Source organism: Mesorhizobium sp. C416B (assembly GCF_030323165.1).
GTDB lineage: Bacteria > Pseudomonadota > Alphaproteobacteria > Rhizobiales > Rhizobiaceae > Mesorhizobium.
The window spans coordinates 783,977-804,780 of the sequence record NZ_CP100471.1 but is presented as its reverse complement, the minus strand read 5'-3'; the positions used below and the strand labels follow the sequence as shown (position 1 = coordinate 804,780).

General features: G+C 63.1%; 23 protein-coding genes. 17 read left to right on the top strand and 6 right to left on the bottom strand.

Translation table 11 applies throughout. From position 1 onward, the window contains the following. The first annotated feature begins 63 nt into the window (after nt 1-63). Nucleotides 64-1,035, top strand: coding sequence for a glycosyl transferase family 90 (locus tag NLY43_RS04130; RefSeq protein ID WP_023700560.1), 972 nt, complete (start codon nt 64-66; stop codon nt 1,033-1,035). Nucleotides 1,036-1,055: 20 nt separating this feature from the next. On the opposite strand, the gene NLY43_RS04125 is transcribed toward NLY43_RS04130, so the two are convergent. Continuing rightward, entirely contained in the window at nt 1,056-2,099 is a 1,044-nt protein-coding gene (locus NLY43_RS04125) for an aldo/keto reductase (protein WP_023700559.1), read from the bottom strand. Nucleotides 2,100-2,342: 243 nt separating this feature from the next. On the opposite strand from NLY43_RS04125, the gene ppk2 reads away from it, so the two are divergent. After that, the gene (ppk2, locus tag NLY43_RS04120) at nt 2,343-3,263 is read left to right on the top strand and encodes a polyphosphate kinase 2 (protein ID WP_023682405.1); all 921 of its coding nucleotides are present in this window, start codon (nt 2,343-2,345) and stop codon (nt 3,261-3,263) included. 189 nt (nt 3,264-3,452) lie between these two features. On the opposite strand, the gene NLY43_RS04115 is transcribed toward ppk2, so the two are convergent. Both NLY43_RS04115 and NLY43_RS04110 read right to left on the bottom strand, forming a co-directional pair. Then, nucleotides 3,453-4,097, bottom strand: a complete 645-nt coding sequence (locus NLY43_RS04115) for a dihydrofolate reductase family protein (RefSeq protein WP_023697456.1) — start codon at nt 4,095-4,097, stop codon at nt 3,453-3,455. 110 nt (nt 4,098-4,207) lie between these two features. Beyond that, nucleotides 4,208-4,903: a winged helix-turn-helix transcriptional regulator gene (locus NLY43_RS04110; protein ID WP_023697455.1), complete on the bottom strand. Its 696-nt coding sequence runs from the start codon at nt 4,901-4,903 to the stop codon at nt 4,208-4,210. 175 nt (nt 4,904-5,078) lie between these two features. Here NLY43_RS04110 and NLY43_RS04105 point away from each other — a divergent pair, with 175 nt between their 5' ends. Further along, nucleotides 5,079-5,405: a DUF1330 domain-containing protein gene (locus tag NLY43_RS04105; RefSeq protein ID WP_023673003.1), complete on the top strand. Its 327-nt coding sequence runs from the start codon at nt 5,079-5,081 to the stop codon at nt 5,403-5,405. A gap of 140 nt (nt 5,406-5,545) precedes the next feature. Continuing rightward, nucleotides 5,546-6,310 carry an imm11 family protein gene (locus NLY43_RS04100; protein WP_023713510.1) on the top strand — a complete coding sequence of 255 codons (765 nt, stop codon included), beginning with the start codon at nt 5,546-5,548 and terminating at the stop codon, nt 6,308-6,310. 2 nt (nt 6,311-6,312) lie between these two features. On the opposite strand, the gene hemB is transcribed toward NLY43_RS04100, so the two are convergent. Together hemB and NLY43_RS04090 are read right to left on the bottom strand one after the other, a co-directional pair. Then, a complete protein-coding gene (gene hemB, locus NLY43_RS04095; protein WP_023673001.1) occupies nt 6,313-7,365 on the bottom strand; it encodes a porphobilinogen synthase in 1,053 nt (350 codons plus the stop codon). Nucleotides 7,366-7,453: 88 nt separating this feature from the next. Next, nucleotides 7,454-7,876: a pyridoxamine 5'-phosphate oxidase family protein gene (locus tag NLY43_RS04090; RefSeq protein ID WP_023673000.1), complete on the bottom strand. Its 423-nt coding sequence runs from the start codon at nt 7,874-7,876 to the stop codon at nt 7,454-7,456. A gap of 263 nt (nt 7,877-8,139) precedes the next feature. Between NLY43_RS04090 and NLY43_RS04085 the strand changes: the two genes are divergently transcribed. The 3 genes from NLY43_RS04085 (at nt 8,140) to ldtR (ending at nt 10,315) form a co-directional block, all read left to right on the top strand. Then, entirely contained in the window at nt 8,140-9,177 is a 1,038-nt protein-coding gene (locus NLY43_RS04085) for an enoyl-CoA hydratase/isomerase family protein (protein WP_023672999.1), read from the top strand. Next, nucleotides 9,174-9,596 carry a DUF6163 family protein gene (locus NLY43_RS04080; protein WP_023672998.1) on the top strand — a complete coding sequence of 141 codons (423 nt, stop codon included), beginning with the start codon at nt 9,174-9,176 and terminating at the stop codon, nt 9,594-9,596. Before NLY43_RS04085 ends, NLY43_RS04080 begins: the two co-directional genes overlap by 4 nt. 203 nt (nt 9,597-9,799) lie before the next feature. Beyond that, nucleotides 9,800-10,315, top strand: a complete 516-nt coding sequence (gene ldtR, locus NLY43_RS04075) for a transcriptional regulator LdtR (protein WP_023672997.1) — start codon at nt 9,800-9,802, stop codon at nt 10,313-10,315. Here the strand turns inward: ldtR and NLY43_RS04070 are convergent, their stop codons facing one another. After that, nucleotides 10,316-10,567: a hypothetical protein gene (locus NLY43_RS04070; protein ID WP_023711543.1), complete on the bottom strand. Its 252-nt coding sequence runs from the start codon at nt 10,565-10,567 to the stop codon at nt 10,316-10,318. Nucleotides 10,568-10,694: 127 nt separating this feature from the next. Here NLY43_RS04070 and NLY43_RS04065 point away from each other — a divergent pair, with 127 nt between their 5' ends. From NLY43_RS04065 to NLY43_RS04020, 10 genes are all read left to right on the top strand, one after another. Continuing rightward, nucleotides 10,695-11,948, top strand: coding sequence for a L,D-transpeptidase family protein (locus tag NLY43_RS04065; protein ID WP_023711542.1), 1,254 nt, complete (start codon nt 10,695-10,697; stop codon nt 11,946-11,948). A 183-nt stretch (nt 11,949-12,131) separates the two neighbouring features. Then, nucleotides 12,132-13,778, top strand: coding sequence for a Na+/H+ antiporter (locus NLY43_RS04060; RefSeq protein ID WP_023700554.1), 1,647 nt, complete (start codon nt 12,132-12,134; stop codon nt 13,776-13,778). Nucleotides 13,779-13,949: 171 nt separating this feature from the next. Further along, on the top strand, nt 13,950-15,263 hold the full coding sequence (gene glyA, locus NLY43_RS04055; RefSeq protein ID WP_023669349.1) for a serine hydroxymethyltransferase: 1,314 nt from the start codon (nt 13,950-13,952) through the stop codon (nt 15,261-15,263). An 80-nt stretch (nt 15,264-15,343) separates the two neighbouring features. Continuing rightward, nucleotides 15,344-15,928, top strand: coding sequence for an invasion associated locus B family protein (locus tag NLY43_RS04050; protein WP_023689508.1), 585 nt, complete (start codon nt 15,344-15,346; stop codon nt 15,926-15,928). A 138-nt stretch (nt 15,929-16,066) separates the two neighbouring features. Then, nucleotides 16,067-16,561: a transcriptional regulator NrdR gene (gene nrdR / locus NLY43_RS04045; RefSeq protein WP_023669351.1), complete on the top strand. Its 495-nt coding sequence runs from the start codon at nt 16,067-16,069 to the stop codon at nt 16,559-16,561. 2 nt (nt 16,562-16,563) lie between these two features. After that, complete coding sequence (gene ribD / locus NLY43_RS04040; protein WP_023711541.1) at nt 16,564-17,694, top strand: bifunctional diaminohydroxyphosphoribosylaminopyrimidine deaminase/5-amino-6-(5-phosphoribosylamino)uracil reductase RibD; 1,131 nt, start codon at nt 16,564-16,566, stop codon at nt 17,692-17,694. Nucleotides 17,695-17,706: 12 nt separating this feature from the next. Continuing rightward, the gene (locus tag NLY43_RS04035; protein ID WP_023682392.1) at nt 17,707-18,324 is read left to right on the top strand and encodes a riboflavin synthase; all 618 of its coding nucleotides are present in this window, start codon (nt 17,707-17,709) and stop codon (nt 18,322-18,324) included. A 242-nt stretch (nt 18,325-18,566) separates the two neighbouring features. After that, the gene (ribH, locus tag NLY43_RS04030; protein ID WP_023682391.1) at nt 18,567-19,061 is read left to right on the top strand and encodes a 6,7-dimethyl-8-ribityllumazine synthase; all 495 of its coding nucleotides are present in this window, start codon (nt 18,567-18,569) and stop codon (nt 19,059-19,061) included. Next, nucleotides 19,058-19,558, top strand: a complete 501-nt coding sequence (nusB, locus tag NLY43_RS04025) for a transcription antitermination factor NusB (protein WP_023682390.1) — start codon at nt 19,058-19,060, stop codon at nt 19,556-19,558. Before ribH ends, nusB begins: the two co-directional genes overlap by 4 nt. Further along, nucleotides 19,555-20,772: an MFS transporter gene (locus tag NLY43_RS04020; RefSeq protein ID WP_023682389.1), complete on the top strand. Its 1,218-nt coding sequence runs from the start codon at nt 19,555-19,557 to the stop codon at nt 20,770-20,772. Before nusB ends, NLY43_RS04020 begins: the two co-directional genes overlap by 4 nt. Nucleotides 20,773-20,804: the final 32 nt, after the last annotated feature.

Genomic DNA, 20,804 nt, shown 5'->3' with positions numbered 1-20,804 from the left:
TTAGAAAAGGCTGCGGGACAGTTGCTGGAGCCGCCGCCGACCGATTTCGAATCAAAACGACCGATGGCCACGCTTCAAAGAAACGCACAGAAGCTGATCTACTATGCGCGCAACGCCATGCGCGACATCGCGCCGCCGGTTCTTTTCCGGCGCCGGCTCGGCCGGCTGCTCGATCAGGCCAGGCTTTCCGACGCATCGGTCCGCCAGCGGCTCAATTACTACAACACGCTGCGGGAGCCTTTTAGCCCCAGCCCCGAGGCCGTGCCGGTCAGCCGGCTGCCGTCGGACCGCAGCATGTACTATTACGATCTGAAGGAGTTCACCCGTTATTTCGACCCAGATCTGCGCATCGACCTGGAATTCGGCGACGTCATCGAAGTGCCGAAGATGCCGTCGATCGTCAAGGACCGGCCGATAGCGGGCGACAACGGCAACGGCGTCCTGTTCAAGCTGAACAAGTTCCGTCATTTCTACATGCCGGCCGACGATGTCGCCTTCGCCGACAAGCATCCGCTCGTCGTTTGGCGCGGCGAACTCAACAATCCGATCCGCACCTTGTTGCTGGATGCAGCCCGCAATCTGCCGTTCTGCGATGTCGGCACGCCGAGGGCGACAGCACCTGCGGAATACCGCAAGCCCTATCTCAGCATCGATCAGCAGCGCCGCTACCGCTACATCATCTCGCTCGAAGGCAATGATGTCGCGACCAATCTGAAATGGATCATGAGCTCGAACTCGCTCTGCCTGATGCCGCCGCCGACTTACGAGACCTGGTTCGCCGAGGGGCAGCTCGAGCCCGATGTCCATTATGTGCCGCTGGCGCCCGACTTCAGCGATCTGGCCGAGCGGGTGCATCATCTCGAGCAGCATCCGGCCGAGGCCCAGCGCATCGTTGCGGCGGCCAACGCCTATTGCCGCAAATTCGCCGACGAGCGGGCCGAGCAGGCGATCTGCCTGCTCGTGCTCTACAAATATTTCGTGCTCAGCGGCCAGATCGAGCCCGATCCGCAGGTCTGGCGGTTTATCGCGGGCTAGCGGCTTCCGGCGCCCTTAAGTCAGATGACGCTGCGGTCCATAACCAGATCGGCCGGGCCGAAGCGGTCCTTCGCCGTAAACTGCTGGTGCCAGTAGGGATAGAGCACCGGCGGCCGGCTGACGGCATCGAGACGCTGGCGTTCATCAAAGGACAGCGTCAGGCTTGCCGCGGCGAGATTGTCTTTCAACTGGGCCTCGTTGCGTGCGCCAATCACCAGCGAACTGACGGCCGGCCGGCCAAGCAGCCAGGCCAGCGCCACCTGGGCCGCCGAGACGCCGCGAGTGGCGCCGATGTCGACCAGCACGTCGACGATCCGCCACAGCCGGCCCTCGTCGCGGATCGGCGGTTCCGACCAGCCGCCGATCTGGCGCGCCGTCGGACTGTCGCGGCGGTATTTGCCCGACAGCAGGCCGCCGGCGAGCGGGCTCCACACCAGCACGCCAAGGCCCTGGTCGACCGAGATCGGCAAGAGCTCATACTCGGCCTCGCGTGCTTCCAGCGTGTAGTGGATCTGCTGGGTGACGAAACGCGGCTGGTGCTGGCTGTCGCTGATGCCGAGCGCCTTCATGACCTGCCAGCCGGAATAGTTGGAGCAGCCGACATAGCGGATTTTGCCCTGGGCAACCAGCGTGTCGAGCGCGGAGATGGTTTCCTCGAGCGGCGTCGCGCCGTCCCATTCGTGCAGGAAATAGATGTCGATGACATCGGTCCTGAGGCGCTTCAGGCTCTTCTCGCATTCGCGGATCAGATGATGGCGCGACAGGCCTTCGTCATTGGGGCCCTTGCCGATCCGCATGCGCGCCTTGGAGGCGATCAGCACGTCGTTCTTGCGCTTGCCGCCGAGCGCCTCGCCGATGATCTCTTCCGACAGACCGTTGGAATAGACATTGGCGGTGTCGATGAGATTGATGCCGGCATCGATGCAAGTGTCGATGATGCGCGAGGCCTCCGCGAGATCGGAATTGCCGACGGCGGCGAACGGCCCGCTGCCGCCGAAGGTCATGGTTCCCAAGGTCAGCGCCGAAACTTTCAAGCCGGAACGGCCAAGCGTGCGGTATTCCATGTCAGATCCTCGTAGTTTTGGGGGGGAGGCGGTTTTAGCAGGAAAGGGCGGGGAAGCCCGAAGGGGTCCGCTATTTGTAGGACAATTTGAGCGGCTTGTCGCCATCCCAGGGCGATGGATCGGCAATGCTCGCTGGTTTGCAGTGATGACCGGCTGGCCGGCGGCTTGCAATAAAACCGTCATTGGCGGCCTATATCGAGTCGGCTCAGGGTTTCATGCCAGCCGGCAAGCGGAGCAGTGGAAATGACCGAGTTGAAGCAGAATTCTCCGGCCAGGGATTGGCTGGAAGCCGAACTCGCCGACATGCTCGACGAGGACTATGAGCTTGAAATGTCGGAGCCGGCGCTGTCGCTGGAGATCTCCAAGATCTACAAGAACGCGCATCCGCCGTCGATCGACCGCATGCAGTATTTCCGCGACCTGATCGGCTTGCAGTCGGAACTGATCAAGCTGCAGTCCTGGGTCGCCTACCACAAGAAGAAGCTGGTGGTGGTTTTCGAAGGACGCGATTCCGCCGGCAAGGGCGGCGTCATCAAGCGCATCACCCAGCGCCTCAACCCGCGCATCTGCCGCGTCGTGGCGCTGCCGGCGCCGACCGAGCGCGAAAAATCGCAGTGGTATTTCCAGCGCTACGTGCCGCATCTGCCGGCCGGCGGCGAGATCGTGCTGTTCGACCGCTCCTGGTACAACCGCTCCGGCGTCGAGCGGGTGATGGGCTTTGCCGAACCCGATCAGGTCGAAGAGTTCTTCCGCGACGTGCCGGAGTTCGAGCGCATGTTGGTCCGCTCCGGCGTCACGCTGGTCAAATACTGGTTCTCGATCACCGACGAGGAACAGCAGATGCGCTTCATGATGCGCATCCACGACCCGATGAAGCAGTGGAAGCTGTCGCCGATGGACCTGCAGTCGCGCGTGCGCTGGGAGCAGTACACCAAGGCCAAGGAAGAGACGTTTGCCCGCACCAACATCCCAGAGGCACCGTGGTACATCGTCGAAGGCAACGACAAGAAGCGGGCGCGGCTGAACTGCATCGACCATCTCCTCAAACAACTGCCCTATGAGGACGTGCCGCACGAAGAAATCACGCTGCCCGAGCGGGTGTTCAACCCGGAGTACGAGCGCCAGGTCCTGCCGCGCGAGCTTTACGTGCCGGAGAAGTATTGAGCACTTTTCCTTCTCCCCGTTTCACGGGGAGAAGGTGCCCGAAGGGCGGATGAGGGGCAGCGCCGGCATCGACGAATTCACAGCCGTCGGACGCTGCTAACCTCCAAAAGCAGCGCTGCCCCTCATTGCCTGCCGGGCATTTCTCCCCGTAGAACGGGGAGAAAGAAGCCTGCGCCTATCACTTCGCCACTACACCCGCTTGATCGTCACATGCGTGGCGAGCGCTGTCGCCACCTGCTCGGTGCACTGGTAACCCAGCTTCAGCATATCCAGCCCGGCAAACAGGCTCTCGCCCCTCCCGAGCAACACCGGCGACACCGCCAGATGCAACTCGTCGATGAGCTTCTCTTGCAGATATTGCCGGATGGTGGAAACGCCGCCGCCGACGCGGACATCCTTGCCGCCGGCCGCGGCCTTTGCTTGTTCGAGCGCGGCGTGGATGCCGCCGGCAACGAAGTGGAAAACGGTGCCGCCTTCCATCACAATGGGGTCGCGCTTGTAGTGGGTCAGCACGAAGGTCGGCACGTGATAGGGCGGGTTGTCGCCCCACCAGCCTTTCCAGCTCTCGTCTGGCCATTCGCCGCGGATTGGGCCGAACATGTTGCGGCCGAGGATCCAGGCCCCGACATTGTCGAAGCTGCGGACAGTGAACCGGTCGTCCACATCGGTGGTGCCGCCATCCTTGCCGACCATCTCATGGAAGGTGCGGGTGCCGGTCATCCATTTGTGCAGATATTCGCCACCAACGCCGAGCGGATTTTGCAGGTCCTGGTCAGGACCGGCGCCGAAACCGTCGAGCGACAACGTGAAGGCATTGACGCGAAGTTTGGACATGGAGCCTCCCTTTCGGTGACCAGTTGTGATTTGCAATCAGTATTCAAACTGATTGCATTTTGCAACTAGTATTTTTAGAGGCAAGCCGATCTGTGGAATGCGCAGGGACCTCAAGCCGCCACGCGCTTCGGCATCACCGCAAACGGGCTGAGCCCAAGCCAGATCTGCATCTTGCCGGCGACGTCGAGATCGCCGGTCAGGCTGATCTTGTCGCGTTCCTTGTGAACTGTCGTCAGCCCCATCCAGATCGAGGTCATGGTGCACAGATCGGTCGAGACGTAGAGATCGACGTCGAAGCCCGGATCGTACCAGCAAAGATCGACCTCGCCCTGCTTTTCGACGATCAGCCACCACGATCGTTTTGACGCCGGCAGGTCATGGTACAGGAATTGTATCACAGTGCGCCCGTCCGGCAGCGGACTGGGGTTCAGATTGCGCCGCATGTCCCACATCAGCAGCGACGGATCGAGGTTTTTGAGCGACAGCCTGGCCTCGACCCATTTCTGGCCCCAAAACCCCATCGCCTCGACAACCGGGCGCAAATCCCGGCCCGCCTCGGTCAGCCGGTATTCGAACACGCCCTTCTCGGTCGCGATCTCGGTCCGCTCGACGATGCCTCCCGCTTCGAGATCCCTAAGCCGTTGCGACAGAAGGGTTGGCGACATTTTCGGCACGCCGCGGCGCAAATCGTTGAAGCGGGTCGATCCCGCCACCAGTTCGCGCAGCAGCACCATGGTCCAGCGTGTGCAGAGCAGCTCGGCGGCCATGGAGAGCGGGCAGAATTGCTTGTAACCGGCTTGTGTCATGTGGTGAGCTCCAAAAGATGTTGCCGGACCTTATTCAGAAAACCTGAGTTCAGCCAGTACAGAAGCTGTACTGGCACCCCGGTACAGTTCTGTGACTGGAGCGGTCCGGCGCCGCCATGCGAGGCAGCGGTCACGTCACCGGGCAGTCCGGTGCCGATCCATGAGGAGTTGGACAATGACCGCTTACGTGATCGCAGACATCAAGGTGAAGGACGACAAATGGGTGCCGGCCTATGCCGCTTCGGTGCATGACCTCGTCCACAAGCATGGCGGCAAGTATCTCGCCCGCAGCGGCAATGTGAAGACGCTGGAGGGCAAGCCGCTCGACACCAGCCTGATCGCCATCATGGCGTTTCCGTCGGCAAAGGCAGCCGAAGCCTTCACCAACGATCCGCAATACGCTCCGTTTGTGGCGGAGCGCCGGAAGGGCAGCGACAGCCGCTTCCAACTGATCGACGATACCGATCTCGCTGGAACGATCCCTTATTTGCCGAAGGCGTGAGGAAAAGCCGGAACCCGGTGTATCAGGGTTCCGGCTAACCCTTCAGCATTTGCGCCACTTCGGGCGCGAAGCAGGTGGACGGGTACTCTCACGCGATTTAGTCTTGAACTCGAAAGTCGGTAAACTGAGCAGGCGCGCACGTGACCATTATTTCACTCATTGCAAAACTGTTTGCCAACCGGAACCGCCCGCAGAATAGGCCAGCTCAAGTCCCAGAGCGGGTTTTCCGCAAAGAGGCGAAATTCAAGAAACATGGAAAATTCTTCCAGATCGGACCGACATATCGCGGCGGGTCCCATTGTCTTCAGCTGGAAAACGCCCAAGCTTTGGTGCCGCCACCCCGCATACTGCTCGGGCCGACGGAGTTTGGGGGATACGGCTTTCCTGAGTACCCGGAGACGCCCAGGCTACGGCCTGAAGCGACAGCCTATTGCAGGCCACCAAAAGACTTAGAAGATTTTCATTGTTACTGGCTTGTATCCGAGCGCCTGAAGGAAGTTCTGCAGTCAGTCGACCCCGATGGGGTCGTGTTTAACGACTGCGACGTATTCTATTTGAGCGGAAAGCCGATCGAACCAAAGCACTACCTTTGCGACATCGTTCGCAAGATTGATGCCGTTGATCTCGAATCGTCGAAGTTTAGGCTTTTGATCGGCGAGAATGGAGGCGTCCACTACGACCGCGCCGGAGGCGCGTGCTTCTATTTCAAGGAGGAGATTGTTGGCGATGCGCATATCTTCAAACAGAAGAACATGGGCATCGTCATTTGCACCGCCAAATTGAGAGAAGCCTGTGTCGAAGCAGGCATCAAGAAGCCCGACTTGTTCCAAGACATGTCGGTTTGCGGGCGTGGTCGGCTGGACTTCGAAACAAGAAATGTCAAAGAGAGTTATGTGCTGGAGTGAATTTATCCCTTCAGCATTTGCGCCACTTCCGGAGCGAAGTAAGTCAGGATGCCGTCGCAGCCGGCGCGCTTGAAGGCGAGCAGGCTCTCCAGCATTGCCTTTTCGCCGTCGATCCAGCCATTGGCGGCCGCCGCCTTGATCATCGAATATTCGCCTGACACCTGGTAGGCGAAGGTCGGCATCTGGAACTCGTCCTTCAGCCGGCGGATGATGTCGAGATAGGGCAGGCCGGGCTTGACCATCAGCATGTCGGCGCCCTCGGCGATATCCTGCTCGGCCTCGCGCACCGCTTCGTCGGAATTGGCGTGGTCGAGATAGTAGGTCTTCTTGTCGCCCTTGAGCAGGCCGGCGGTGCCGACCGCCTCGCGGTAGGGGCCGTAGAAGGCGGAGGCGAATTTCGTCGCATAGGACATGATCGCCACATCCGAAAAACCGTTGGCGTCGAGTGCGTCGCGGATGGCGCCGATGCGGCCGTCCATCATGTCGGACGGCGCGATGATGTCGGCGCCGGCCGCTGCCTGGATGACGGCCGCGGCGGTCACCTGTTCCACTGTCTCGTCATTGACGATGATGCCGTCGCGCAAGATGCCGTCATGGCCGTGCGAGGTGAACGGATCGAGCGCGGCATCGGTGATGATGCCGATCTCGGGCACTGCGTCCTTGATGGCGCGGGTGGCGCGGTTGATGATGTTTTCCGGGTCGAGGATGTGCGATCCCGTCTGGTCGCGCAGGCTGAGTTCAACATTGGGGAAGGTGGCGATCGCCGGAATGCCGAGCTTAGCGGCCCGCTCGGCCTCCTTGACGGCGAGGTCCAGCGACAGGCGGAAGACGCCGGGCATGGCGGCGATCGGCTCGCGCGTGTTCTTGCCGTCGATCACGAAGATCGGCCAGATCAGATCGTTCACCGTAAGCCGGTTTTCCTGCACCAGGCGGCGCGACCAGTCGGCCTTGCGCATGCGCCGCAAGCGGCGGCTGCCGGTGATCTCGTCGACGCTGCGTGCGCCGAGCTTTGCCGGCGCGAATTTGTTGCTCGTCGCGGGGGTGAATTTGTTCATCGCAAAAACTCCGGGTCGAGGCGGCTTTTACCACGAGGCCTTGCCGCTGACCAATGCGACACGATTGTGCCAGCCGATGACGCGGTGCTTACGGCTTTGGCGGCCACGCCAGTTCTGGGCCGGTTTTGAAGAACGACACATTGTTGGTGAAGGTGCTCTCCGGGGCGAGCCGGATCAGGCGCCCGTCCGGATGGCCGATGTCGGCGACATTGTCGATGAACCAGCGGTTCCAGGTCGCCTCCGGGCCGAGATATTTGTGCAGCAGCCGTTTGAAGCGGTTCGGCGCCATCGGCTCGATGGTGGCGGAGCCGCGCAGGCCGAGATGCAGCAGGATGCCGGCCTCATTGTCGAAATGGACGATCTCCACGGCGCAGCGCGGGTCACGTTCGAGGTGTTTGACAGCACTTGCCCCGGTCGAGCCGAGCAGCCAGATTGCAGCGTCCTCCCAGATGAACCACATCGGCGCGTTGCGCGGCGCGCCGTCAGGCGTCACGGTCGCCAGATTTGCCATCAGCGGGCGGCTGAGAACATCATCCGGGTCGAACTTTTTCGCATCTCCCAGCCATGGCTCGGCGCTGCGGTTTCAAGCGTCATGCGTTTGTCCCTGCATCAGAAGAAAGGCTGTTTCGCCCGGCAATTCTGCGCGCTTTTCTGCGGGGGGCAAAGCACGGTTGCGTTCCCTTGCGAAAATCCAAACCGCGCCCGCCGGTTGACGCACCCATGCGCCACCTTTAGCACTTCAGTCCCGCAGGCGCGGGGAGGGATTCTCTGACGATGGATTTTGGCGGCGGCGACGAGATCCGCTTCGAACGGTTGGGCAAGGCGGGCGTCGTCACGCTGACGCGGCCGCAGGCGCTCAATGCGCTGACACATCGCATGATCAAGGCGCTGGACAAGGCGCTCGACGCTTTTGAGCGCGATACCGGCGTCGATGTCGTCATCGTCAAGGCCGAGGGCAGGGCGTTTTGCGCCGGCGGCGACATCATGCACGTCTACGAGGCCCGCGCCGGAAAGCCGCCGGTCGAGTTCTTCGCCGACGAATACCGGCTCAACGCCCGCATCAACAGTTACAAAAAGCCCTATGTCGCGCTGATCGACGGGATCGTTATGGGCGGCGGCGTCGGCATCTCTTTCCACGGTTCGCAGCGTGTGCTGACCGAGAACGCCCAGTTCGCCATGCCCGAAGTCGGCATCGGTTTCTTCCCCGATGTCGGCGGCAGCCATCTTCTGCCCGACCTTGGCGGCAGCTTCGGCATGTATCTGGCGCTGACCGGCAACCGCATTCGCTATGGCGATGCGCTGTGGTCTGGCCTGGCCACCCACACCATCAAGGCCGCCGACCAGGCTGCCTTTCTCGATCGGCTCTGCGCCAATGGCGATCCGGAATCGGTGCTGCGCGGCTTTTTCGTGCCGGCCAGGCGGGAGACCGGCCAGCCGGTGCTGGAAGCCATTGCCCGGCATTTTTCCCAACCCTCGCTCGCCGAAATCCTCGAGAGCCTGGAGCGGGCGGCAGGCGCCGACGAGTTTGCCGCCAAGACGCTGGCCACCATCCGCACCCGCTCGCCGACCAGCCTCAATGTCGCGTGGCGCCAGATCAGCGCCGGGCTGACGCTGTCGATGGAAGCCTGCATGAAGATGGAGTTCCGCATCCTCAACCGCATGCTGGCCGGGCACGACTTCTATGAAGGCATCCGCGCCGTCCTCGTCGACAAGGGTTCGACGCCGCAATGGCGGCCGGCAAGCCTGGCCGAGGTTGACGCTGCTTCGGTGGACGCCTATTTCGCGCCGCTCGAACGGGAGCTCGAACTGTGAGCGAGGTCACGTCGCGGCGTATCGTGCTGCAGCCCTCGGGCGTCGAGATCATCTTCGCCTGGTTCCAGCGCGTCATAGCGGGCTACTGCCTGTTGTTCGGCATCCTGTACTGGATCCGGCTGATCGGCTTTTATCCCGGCCCGCTGTGGCGCTTCGACCTGATGCCGGTGCACTGGCAGGTCGTGGCGGTGATGCTGGCCGTGTTCTTCCCCTTCGCCGCCGCCGGCCTGTGGATGCTGGCGTCGTGGGGCCCGGTGATCTGGTTCATCTGTGCTGTCACCGAGACCATCATGTATGCCGGCTTCCCCGATCTGTACGGCCACCGGCCGCTGATCGTCTTCTCGCATGCCGCGGTCGCGCTGCTCTACATCGCCTTCCGCATCGTCATCTGGATGCGCAAGCGCCCCGCGCGCGCCTGAAACGCCGCCCCGCAGCCATTGGCTAAATCTTTAGGTTAATTATCCTTGCTCGGGTGACCGTTCGTTAAGCGTCTTGCGAAACCTATTACCGGTAAGCTCTTGTTAGCCCTAGCGTTTAAGTCGAATTTTATGAGTATTCGATAGTGTCGCAATCAAGGTGAAAAACAAAAAATCACCAGGGCGACAAACGAGAGGCAAAGACAATGATCAATTCGCGTCCGGCGGCGAAGACCGCCAACGTATCCGACGATCGCCGCGAGGCTATCCGTTCGCTTTACATGGAATCGCTGCAGCTGGTGGAGCGTCTGCATCGCCGTCTGCTTGACGTGATCAAGGACGAGTTCGACCGCAACGGCCGTTCCGACATCAATGCCATCCAGGCGCTGCTTCTGTTCAATATCGGCAATTCCGAACTGACCGCCGGCGAGCTGCGCTCGCGTGGCTACTATCTCGGCTCGAACGTCTCCTACAATCTGAAGAAGCTGGTCGATCTCGGCTTCATCAACCACCAGCGCTCGCGCATCGACCGCCGTTCGGTCCGCGTTTCGCTGACGCCGAAGGGCAATGAAGTGGCGGAAGTCGTCGCCGGTCTCTATGAGCGCCATGTCGGCTCGATCGAACAGGTCGGCGGCATCAACAGCGAAGAGTTCAAGCAGATGAACCGCGCGCTGCAGCGCCTCGACCGCTTCTGGAACGACACGATTGCCTACAGGATGTAATCAGCGGGCCATTGAATAGCAGCTGCGCCGGAAGAAGCGCGGCCGGAGGCAAGTCTCAGCCAACAGGCCGGTGCCGAAAAGCACCGGCCTTTTCTTTTTCGAGCCGCCTGCGCTTCCAATTCGGCGCAAAGCCACGTTGCCGCCATATTCGCGGTGGAAGCGAGGGGTGTGGGTATGCGGCGGCGAAAGCTGTTCGCGCGCCTGTAAGGTCGCATCGCCGTCCGCTTTTGACGGCCAGGTGACGCAGGTCATGGTTGGCTAATTGTTAACAGTGCCAACTTTAAAGTGCGGGCGATATCGCCCAACATCGAGCACGTAGCCGAACGCTGCAACAGCCAAACGCTACAAGCCAAACACGACAAGAATGTCTGGAACGTCCATGAGAACCAGCCGCCGCTTTTTCCTTTCTGGAGCCTCCGCGCTCGCCGTCGCCATGGTTGCCAATGCCGCCAGCGCGCAGGATGTCATCGACGATATCCTGAAATCTTCGGCCCGCGGCAATTGGGACGACCAGTTCGACGCCCGCGCCTCGGAAGGCGGCAAGGTCGCCTCGACGCTGCCGATCTTCAGCCTGCAGACGGTCGCCTTCACCGAACAGGCGGTGGCGCAGTATCAGAACATCGTCGCCCAGGGCGGCTGGGGCGAGGTGCCGGCGACCAAGAAGCTGCAGCTTGGCGTCGACGATCCGGACGTGGTGCCGCTGCGCAAGCGGCTGATGATTTCGGGCGACCTGGCGCAGAGCGCCGGCATTTCGACGTCGTTCGATTCCTACGTCGACGCCGCGGTCAAGCGCTTCCAGGCGCGCCATGGCCTGCCGGCCGACGGCGCCATGGGCAAATACACTTATGCGGCGATGAACGTTTCGGCGCAGATCCGCCTCGGTCAGCTGCAGACCAACCTGGAGCGCCTGCGCGAAAAGGCCGGCACGCTGGGCAGCCGTTATGTGCTGGTCGATATCCCGGCGGCACAGATCGAGGCGGTCGAGAACGATCGCGTCGTGCTGCGCCACACCGCAATCGTCGGCAAGATCGACCGCCAGACCCCGGTGGTCAATTCCAAGATCAACGAGATCATCGTCAATCCTTACTGGAACGCGCCGGTCTCGATCGTGCGCAAGGACATCATTCCGCTGATGCGGAAGAACCCCGACTATCTCAAGGACAGCCACATCCGGCTGTTTGCGCCTGATGGCAGCGAAGTCGATCCGATGACTGTCGACTGGTCGACGGATGATGCCGCAAAATACCGCTTCCGCCAGGATCCGGGTTCCGGCAACGCCATGGCCTCGGTGAAGATCAACTTCCCCAGCCCCGACGGCGTCTACATGCACGATACGCCGCAGCAAAGCCTGTTCGGCAAGATGATGCGCTTCGATTCCTCGGGCTGCGTGCGTGTCCAGAACGTGCGCGACCTCGTCACATGGGTCCTGCGCGACACACCCGGCTGGGACCGCCAGCATTTCGAGGCGACCATCAAGACCGGCGAGAACACGCCGGTGCAGGTCGTCAACCCGGTTCCGGTCCACTTCCTCTATGTGTCGGCCTGGTCGACGGGTCCGGGCGTCGTGCAGTTCCGCGACGACGTCTACGCGCTCGATGGCGCCAGCGAACTGCAGATCACCTCTTCGCTCTAAGCGGCTGATCTCCTTCAGGAAAGGCCACCGCAAGGTGGCCTTTTCCGTTCGACATCCCAACAGAAGAAGACTGGTGGCCGCCAGCCATGCAGGCCATGAACACTGCCGGACGTTGCGCCGCAGGCCCATCTGGACGGACTAACGGCAATTGCGCATGGTCCTCAAAACAGCCGGAATCGCGCCATGCAGGTCGCAATCTTCATCCTCGCCGTGCTGGTCTTCGTCGCTCTTTCCGGCGCACTGGTGCGGTTGGTTCGGGTGCCGCTGCCGGTGCTGCAGATTGCCATCGGCGCCGCGCTCGCCTGGCCGGTGAAAGGCATCCATGTCGAGATCGACCCCGAACTCTTCCTGCTGGTGTTCATCCCGCCGCTTTTGTTCGGCGATGCCTATGGAGCGCCCAAACGCGAGCTGATCGCGCTGCGCGGACCGATCCTCGATCTGGCCATCGGGCTGGTCTTCTTTACCATTGTCGGCTTCGGTTATGCCTTGCACTGGTTGGTGCCGAGCATCCCGCTGGTCGTCGCCTTCGCGCTCGCTGCCGTGCTGTCCCCGACCGACGCCGTGGCGGTGTCCTCGATCGTCGACAGAAGCCTGGTGCCGGCGCGGCTGATGCATATTCTGGAAGGCGAGGCGCTGCTCAACGACGCCTCGGGCCTGGTCATGTTCCGCTTCGCCGTCGCCGCCGCCGTGACCGGCAGCTTTTCCTTCGCCGATGCATCGCTGAGCTTCTTTTATGCCGTCGCCATCGGCATCCTGGCCGGCATCGCCGCGTTGTTCATCGCCGCCAGGCTCCTGCAGCTTCTGAATCGCATCGGCGGCGTTCCGGCCGAGGCGCAGGTTCTGGTCATGGTCCTGCTGCCCTTCATTGCCTATCTCGTCGCCGAACATCTGCATGCCTCAGGCATTCTGGCGGCGGTCACCGCCGGGCTTTTGACCGGCGGCTCCGGCGTCTTCCGCTTCCTCGGCGTCTCGGCGCGCATGCAGACGATCTCGCTGTGGACAACCTTGTCCTTCGTCTACAATGGCGCGCTGTTCATCGTGCTCGGCATGCAGCTTCCCGAAATCATTCGCCGCGTGCCGCCCGAACTGACTGGCCATTACCCGATCATCCAGCCGGTCGCGACGGTGATTGCGCTGACGCTGTGCCTGATCGCGCTGCGCTTCCTCTGGATCTGGGTCGGCGACATCGCGGCAGGCCTCAAGGCAAAATGGGGAAAGCGCAAGGCCGAGCCGTTCGGGATGCGTGTGCGGCTTGCCGGCTCGGTGGCGGGCGTGCGCGGCGCGATCACGCTGGCCGGCATCCTGTCGCTCCCGCTCGCCATGCCGGACGGCTCGCCTTTTCCCGCGCGCGACCTGGTGATCTTCCTCGCCGCCGGCGTCATCATCTGTTCGCTCGCCATCGCCAGCGTGGCGCTGCCGAAGATAGCGCGCGGGCTGGTCGAGCCGGGCGAGGATGGCAGCGCCATCGAGGAGCGTCTCGCCCGCATCGGCGCCGCCAAGGCGGCCATCGCCCGCGTCGAAAGCATGGCGGGCGCCAGCGACGACGACCAGGGCGAGGTGCCCGGCGCCAGGCTTGCCGCCGCCGAAAACATCGTCGCCGGCTACCGGCGCCGGATCGCCACTTCGGACGAGGCCGACGACGCCCGGGCAGAGGCCCGCGAAGCCGGGCGGCTGGAGCTCGAAATGCGGCTTGCCGGCATCGAGGCCGAGCGCATCGCCGTGCGCGACATGTTAAGCAGCGGCGCGATCAACGACCATACGGCGCGGGCGCTGTTTACCGAGATCACGCTCACCGAAGCCTTGCTGCAGGGGCGGCAGGAGCGAAAATAGCGGTTCAGGGCCGCTCTGGCGCAATCCGGCCAGCAAATTTCGCGCTGCAAACGTGGCGAGGCGAAAACAACTGTGTTAATGGCGCGGCAATGCATGTCGCCCGGAACCGTGCAGCGGTTTCGGGGCAGCGATATGCATAGATAGATGCCCCGAACCGAAGGATTTCAGGCCATGGCAACTGCAGCGGCAGCGTCGAACAAGTTCGAATCCTTCTTCGAAACCACGCTGGAAGATGCCGATCCGGAGATCTTCGGCTCGATCCGCAACGAGCTTGGCCGCCAGCGTCACGAGATCGAGCTGATCGCCTCGGAAAACATCGTTTCGCGCGCCGTGCTCGAGGCGCAGGGCTCGATCATGACCAACAAATACGCCGAGGGTTATCCGGGCAAGCGCTATTATGGCGGCTGCCAGTTCGTCGACGTCGCCGAGGAACTCGCTATCGAGCGCGCCAAAAAGCTGTTCGGCTGCAACTTCGCCAATGTGCAGCCGAATTCCGGCAGCCAGATGAACCAGGCGGTCTTCCTGGCGCTGCTGCAGCCGGGCGATACCTTCATGGGCCTCGACCTGAACTCCGGCGGCCACCTGACGCACGGCTCGCCCGTCAATATGAGCGGCAAATGGTTCAAGGTCGTTTCGTATGGCGTGCGCAAGGACGACCATCTGCTCGACATGGATGCGATCGAAAAGACCGCGCATGAGACCAAGCCGAAGCTGATCCTGGCCGGCGGCACCGCCTATTCGCGCATCTGGGACTGGAAGCGCTTTCGCGAGATCGCCGATGCGGTCGGCGCCTATCTGATGGTCGACATGGCCCATATCGCCGGCCTGGTTGCCGGCGGCGTGCATCCGTCACCGCTGCCGCACGCCCATGTCGTGACCACGACCACGCACAAATCGTTGCGAGGCCCGCGCGGCGGCATGATCTTGTGCAATGACGAGGACATCGCCAAGAAGATGAACTCGGCGGTTTTCCCCGGCCTGCAGGGCGGCCCGCTGATGCATGTCATCGCCGCCAAGGCGGTCGCCTTCGGCGAGGCGCTGAAGCCGAGCTTCAAACTCTATGCCGAGAGTGTCGCCGCCAACGCGAAGGCGCTGGCGTCGAGCCTCAAGGAAACCGGCCTCGACATCGTCTCCGGCGGCACAGACAACCATCTGATGCTGGTCGATCTCAGGCCCAAGAACGCCACCGGCAAGCGCGCCGAGGCAGCGCTCGGGCGCGCCAACATCACCTGCAACAAGAACGGCATCCCGTTCGATCCGGAAAAGCCTTTCGTCACCTCTGGCGTGCGTCTGGGCACGCCGGCCGGCACCACGCGCGGCTTCGGCCAGGCCGAGTTCCGCGAGATCGGCAAGCTGATCGCCGAAGTGCTGGACGGGCTGAAGGTCGCCAATTCCGACGAAGGCAATGCGGCGGTCGAGGCGGCGGTGAAGGCAAAGGTCGTGGCGCTGACCGATCGTTTCCCGCTCTATCCCTATCTCGGTTGACCACCAGCGGCGCTTCGTCTTTTATCCCGCGCTCTGCGCCGCTTGCTGTCCGGGCGGCGCGGCCTGTTGGAGATCTGACGATGCGCATGTTCCGTCCTGCCGTTCTGGCCTTCATCGGCTCGCTTGCCGCTTTCACCGCGTCAGGCGCGATAGCCCAGGAGCAGACGCAGCCGGGCACGGATATCCCGGCCACCAACACCTTTGGCAGGTGGACCACCATCATCGATGCGCTCGACACCGGCCAGGATTCGCACAAGACCTGTGCGGCCTCGACAGCCTTTGTCGACGGCAACGGCAATGCCGGCACGCTGACGCTTTCGATCTCGACTGGCGACGCCCTGCCGCCCGATGCCTATCCGGCGATCATGTTCACCATCGCCAACAAGGAGCTGCCGACCGGCAAGAAGATCGCCGCGACCTTTGGCGACCCCGGCGTCAAGGTTTCCGCGACCGTCTATTCCAATGATGCCGGCCGCCCGAGCTGGACCGTCGACAACCAGGCCAAGACCAGTCTCGCTTTGTTGCGGGCCATGCGCCAGGTCATCTCGCTCGATGTGACGTTCGGCAAGCAGGCTGTCGCCAGCATCCCGATGGATGGCTTCACCAAGGCCTACCGCAACCTCGGAACGTCCTGCGGCTTCCCGACCAAGGACGTCGCCCCCTGACATATCTGGCGCGGCTGGCAATTTTCCTCCCGCCTCGCTATCTCTGAGGGCGCGAGCGGCCGTTGCCGAACCTTTGCCGTCCCGGCAAAAACCTCTAAGCCTATCGTTCCGCCAGAATCGCCAACCCGAAGGCTCTCCATGCGCTGTCCCTATTGCCAGTCCGAAGATACGCAGGTGAAGGATTCGCGCCCCGCCGAGGATGGCGCCGCGATCCGCCGGCGGCGCGTTTGCCCCGATTGCGGTGGCCGTTTCACCACCTTCGAGCGCGTCCAGTTGCGCGACCTCGTGGTGGTCAAGAAGTCCGGCAGAAAGGTGCCGTTCGACCGCGACAAGCTCTTGCGTTCGGTGGAGATCGCGGTGCGCAAGCGCAATGTCGATCCCGAGCGCATCGACCGCGCCGTCACCGGCATCGTGCGCCAGCTCGAAAGCTCCGGCGAGACTGAAATCGCCTCGGGCGAGGTCGGCCGGCTCGTCATGGAAGCGCTGAAGTCGCTCGACGACGTCGCCTATGTCCGCTTCGCCTCTGTCTATCGCAATTTCCGTGAGGCCAAGGATTTCCACGATGTGCTGGGTGAGCTCAAAGGCGACGAGCTCAAGGGCGACGAGCTGAAGAGCGAAGAGGACGCCGGCTGAGCATGGCAACCCAAACGTCAGGGAAGGCCGATCAGCAGGCTCTCGATCGCGGTTTCATGGCGGCAGCGCTGAGACTCTCGCGCCGAAATGCCGGCCGCACCTCGACCAACCCTTCGGTCGGCACCATCATCGTTCGCGACGATGGCGCCGGGCCGATGATCGTCGGCACCGGCGTCACCGCTGTTGGCGGCCGGCCGCATGCCGAGACCGAGGCGCTGGCTGAAGCCGGCGAGTTGGCCCGCGGTGCCACCGCCTATGTCACGCTGGAGCCCTGCGCCCACCATGGCCGCACCCCGCCTTGCGCCAACGCGCTGGTCAATGCCGGAGTGGCGCGGGTCGTCGGCGCCGCCAGCGATCCCGATCCGCGCGTCTCCGGCAAAGGCTATGCCATCCTGCGCGCCGCCGGCATCGAAGTGGTCGAAAAGGTGCTGGCCGAGGAAGCCGCCGAGCAGATGGCCGGCTATTTGATTCGGTCCCTGAAAAAGCGCCCGGAAGTGATTCTGAAGCTTGCGCTTTCCAGCGACGGCAAGATCGGCAGGCACGGCGCCGGCCAGGTCGCGATCACCGGCGATATCGCCCGCCGCGAAGTCTATCTGATGCGCGCCGAAGCCGATGGCATACTGGTCGGCATCGGCACGGCGCTGGAGGATGATCCGGCGCTCACCGTGCGGCTGCCGGGGCTGGAGAACCGCTCGCCGGCGCGCATCGTGCTCGATCGCCAGATCAGGCTGCCGGAAGCCTCGAAGCTGGTCTCCGGCACCGACCGAGTGCCGCTCTATGTCGCCGCGAGCCTGGGGGCCGATCCGCTACGGCGGTCGGTGCTGGAGCGTGCCGGTGTGCGCTTCATCGGCACCGAAACCCATGAAGGCGGCGTGGCCTTGCCGGAACTGCTCGAGGATCTCGGCGCGCTCGGCATGGCCAGCGTTCTGGTCGAAGGCGGCGCCAAGGTGGCCAGCGCCTTCCTCGCCGAAGGACTGATCGACCGCATCGTGCTGTTCCAGGGGCCGGAAGCGATCGGCGAGGGCGGCATTGTATCGCCCGTCGACGCCAACCATATCCCGGCAGGCTTCCGCAAATTGCGCGAGATGCGCTTCGGGGAAGATGTCTATGCGGAATGGATAAGGGACCTCTAGGGATCAGCATCGATGTTTACCGGAATTGTCACCGATATCGGCACCGTCGCGGCCGTCAAGCCGCTGAGCGAAGGTGTCGGCCTGCGCATCGACACTGCCTATGATCCCGCGACCATCGCCATTGGCGCCTCGATCTCTTGCGGCGGCGTCTGCCTGACGGTCACGGCTTTGCCCGACGATGGCTCGAACGCCCGCTGGTTCGAGGTCGAAGCCTGGGAAGAGGCACTCAGGTTGACCACGGCGTCGGGCTGGAAATCAGGCACCAGGGTCAATCTGGAGCGGGCGCTGAAGATCGGCGACGAGCTCGGCGGCCACATCGTCTCCGGCCATGTCGATGGCATGGCCGAAATCGTCGAACGCAAGGACGAGGGCGATGCGGTGCGCTTTACGCTGGAGGCGCCGCGCGAACTGGCGAGATTCATCGCGCCAAAAGGCTCGGTCGCACTTGATGGCACCTCGCTTACCGTCAACAAGGTCGAAGGCACCCGTTTCGACGTGCTTTTGATCCATCATTCGCTGACCGTGACCACTTGGGGCGAGCGCAAGGTCGGCGACAAGGTCAACCTCGAGATCGACACCATGGCCCGCTACGCCGCGCGCCTAGTCGAGGCGGCGAAAGAGGGGCTTTGATGGCCGCAAGACTCACAATCGAACAGAAAAAGCGGCTTACGCGCGAAGCAATGGCCGATGTAGTCGGGGGTCGTGTAGTGGATCACGAAGCTGTTCTCGTCTGGGCTGAAAGCCTCTGCAGCGAGTGCCCGCTACCGACGCCCAGCCCAAAGACGCGCTAGGCCAGGCTTCGCCTCCAGCAATCTTCCGCTTGCGATCAAACCGGCTTCAGCCTAAGTCACCGGCTACCCCCGGAGACATTTATGGCTGGCACATCCCAACACGGCAAAGCGTTCATTCGCCCGAAGAAGAAGGCCCACCTTCTGATCATCGAGGCGCGCTTTCATGACGATCTTGCCGACGCGCTGCTCGACGGCGCGACGAGCGCGCTCGACGAAGCTAGCGCGACCTATGACGTCGTCACCGTTCCCGGTTCGCTGGAAATTCCAGCCGTGATCACTTTTGCGCTCGACGGCATGGGCGAGGGCGGCAAGGACTATGATGGTTTTGTCGCGCTCGGCACCATCATCCGCGGCGACACTTATCATTTCGACATCGTCGCCAATGAATCGAGTCGCGCGCTGATGGATCTCTCGGTCCAGGAAGCGATTGCGATCGGCAACGGCATCCTGACCACCGAGAACGACGCGCAGGCCTGGACGCGCGCCAAGCGCTCGGAGGGTGACAAGGGCGGCTTTGCCGCGCGCGCGGCGCTGACCATGATCGCGCTCAAAGAGAAGCTGGGAGCGCAATCGTGAGCGAACCCGCTTCGCCCGGCCAGCCCGCGATACGCCACGCCAACAAGCGTGGCGCCGCCCGTCTGGCCGCCGTGCAGGCGCTTTACCAGATGGACGTGGCCGGCAGCGGCGTCTTCGAGATCACCGCCGAATACGAGGCGTTCCGGCTCGGCAAGGAAGTCGACGGCGCGCTTTATCGCGAGGCCGACGCGCAGTGGTTCCGCGCCATCCTGGCCGGCGTCGTCGAGAACCAGACGACCATCGATCCGATTATACGCCAGGCGCTGACGGAAGACTGGCCGCTGTCCAGACTCGATTCGACGTTGCGCGCCATCCTGCGGGCTGGCGTCTACGAACTGATGAAGCGCGACGACGTGCCGGTGGCCGTCATCGTTTCGGAATATGTCGACATCGCCAAGGCCTTCTACGAGGAAGACGAGCCGAAGCTGACCAACGCCGTGCTCGACCGTGTGTCGCGCCGGGTGCGGGGCGAGGGGCGCGGCAAGGACGCATTGTGACCGGCACCGTCCCCGGCGCAGCAAGGGAAGCGCGCCGCACGGCGATCATCCTGGCGACGTCGCAGGCGATTATCGGTTCGGCCGCGCCGATTGCCATTTCCATGGGCGGGCTGGCCGGGCAATATCTGCTTGGCCCCGATAAGTCGCTGGCAACGGCGCCAATCACCGGCTTCAACATCGGCGTGGCGCTCGGCGCGTTGCCGGCCGCGGCCATCATCCGCTGGCTCGGCCAGCGCGGCGGCTTCATGACCGGCACCATCGTGACCGCGCTTGGCGGCGTCATCTCCACGCTGGCACTGTTCCACGCCAGCTTCTGGCTGTTCGCTTTCGCGCTGCTGGTGATCGGCGTCGGCGGCGCCTTCGTCCAGCAGTTCCGCTTCGCCGCCGCCGATAATGCTCCGCCCGAATTCAAGGCGCGCGCCATTTCCTTCGTGCTGGCCGGCGGCGTCATCACCGCGATCCTCGGGCCGCAGATCGTCATCTTCACCCGCGAATTGCTGGCGCCGGTGATGTTTGCCGGCTCGTTCGTGGCCATTCCGGTTCTGGCGGCGGCCGGCGCCATCATCCTGTCATTCCTGCGCATCCCGGCCAAGGCTCCCGGCCACGCGGAAGTCGCGTCAAGCGACGCCCGGCCGCTGTCCGATATCGTCACCCGGCCGCGTTTTGTCGCGGCGCTGTTTTGCGCCGTCGGCAGCTATGCGCTGATGAGTTTCGTCATGACCGGCGCGCCGCTGGCCATGGTCGGCTGCGGCCTGTCGACAGACGACGCCACGCTCGGCATTTCCTGGCATGTGATGGCGATGTTTGCGCCGAGCTTCTTCACCGGATCGCTGATCCATCGCTTCGGCGCCGAACGCATCGTCGCCACCGGCCTGGTCCTGCTCATCGGCTGCGCCGCGGTGGCATTGTCCGGCCTGCATTTGTGGCAGTTCTGGACGGCGCTGATCCTGCTTGGCCTCGGCTGGAATTTCGCCTTCATCGGCGCCACCTCCATGGTCGCCGACAGCTACCATCCGTCCGAAAAGAGCAAGGTGCAGGGCTTCCACGACTTCGTCCTGTTCGGCTCCGTCGCCTTCGCCTCGCTAATGTCGGGCGCCATCTACAATGCCTGGGGCTGGGAGATGCTGAACTGGCTGGTTTTCCCGGTCGTCGCCCTGTGTTTCGTCGCCCTTGGCGCGCTCAAACTGACCGGATCGCGCAAAGCCCGCGCCTGATCCGGTTCTATCTTTGGCTTGGCACGACCTGT